General features: G+C 66.8%; 1 protein-coding gene. It reads left to right on the top strand.

Features of this window, described 5'->3' with window-relative positions; all coding sequences use genetic code 11:
• A partial coding sequence (locus JYJ84_RS36610; protein ID WP_275890775.1) for a DNA translocase FtsK occupies window positions 1–1,447 on the top strand: 1,447 nt, incomplete at both ends.

Below are 1,447 nucleotides of genomic sequence, written 5' to 3'. Positions count from 1 at the left end.
CGCCAGCCGCGCCCGAACGCGTTCGAATTCCACGCGCCCGCGTCGTTCAACGTCGAACTGCCGACGCTCGACCTGCTCGAGCCCGCATCCGGCGACATCGAAACGATCACCGACGAACACCTCGCGCAGACGGCGCAGGTGATCGAACAGCGGCTGCAGGAATTCAAGGTGCCGGTGACGGTGGTCGGCGCGTCGGCCGGCCCCGTGATCACGCGCTTCGAGATCGAACCCGCGCTCGGCGTGCGCGGCAGCCAGATCGTCGGGCTGATGAAGGACCTGTCGCGCGGCCTCGGCCTCACGTCGATCCGTGTCGTCGAGACGATTCCCGGCAAGACCTGCATGGGCCTCGAACTGCCCAACTCGAAGCGCCAGATGATCCGCCTGTCGGAAATCCTCGAATCGCGCCAGTACCAGCACTCGGCCTCGCAGCTGACGATCGCGATGGGCAAGGACATCACCGGCCACCCGGTCGTCACCGATCTCGCGAAGGCGCCGCACATGCTCGTCGCGGGCACGACGGGCTCGGGCAAGTCGGTCGCGATCAACGCAATGATCCTGTCGCTGCTGTACAAGGCGACACCCGAGGACGTGCGGCTCATCATGATCGACCCGAAGATGCTGGAGCTGTCGGTCTACGAAGGCATCCCGCACCTGCTCGCGCCGGTCGTCACCGACATGAAGCTCGCGGCGAATGCGCTGAACTGGTGCGTCGGCGAGATGGAGAAGCGCTACCGGCTGATGTCGGCCGTCGGCGTGCGCAACCTCGCGGGCTTCAACCAGAAGATCCGCGACGCCGAAGCGAAGGAAAAGAAGATCGGCAACCCGTTCTCGCTGACGCCCGAGGATCCCGAGCCGCTGTCGACGCTGCCGCTGATCGTCGTCGTGATCGACGAGCTGGCCGACCTGATGATGGTCGCCGGCAAGAAGATCGAAGAGCTGATCGCGCGCCTCGCGCAGAAGGCGCGCGCGGCCGGCATCCACCTGATCCTCGCGACGCAGCGCCCGTCGGTCGACGTGATCACCGGCCTGATCAAGGCGAACATCCCGACGCGCGTCGCGTTCCAGGTGTCGTCGAAGATCGACTCGCGCACGATTCTCGACCAGATGGGCGCCGAATCGCTGCTCGGGATGGGCGACATGCTGTTCCTGCCGCCGGGCACCGGCTATCCGCAGCGCGTGCACGGCGCGTTCGTCGCCGACGAGGAAGTGCACCGGATCGTCGAGTACCTGAAGCAGTTCGGCGAGCCGCAGTACGAGGAAGGGATCCTCGACGGCCCGACCGCCGACGGGGCTACGCAGGACCTGTTCGGCGAAACGCCGGACGCGGAAGCCGATCCGCTGTACGACGAAGCCGTCGCGTTCGTCGTGCGCACGCGGCGCGCGTCGATCTCGTCGGTGCAGCGGCAATTGCGCATCGGCTACAACCGCGCCGCACGCCTCGTCGAGC

The sequence above is a fragment of the Burkholderia sp. LMG 13014 genome, assembly GCF_905232215.1.
Classification (GTDB): Bacteria; Pseudomonadota; Gammaproteobacteria; order Burkholderiales; family Burkholderiaceae; genus Burkholderia.
Note: the sequence above shows the minus strand (reverse complement) of the source record. Positions and strands in the feature narration are given on the sequence as shown.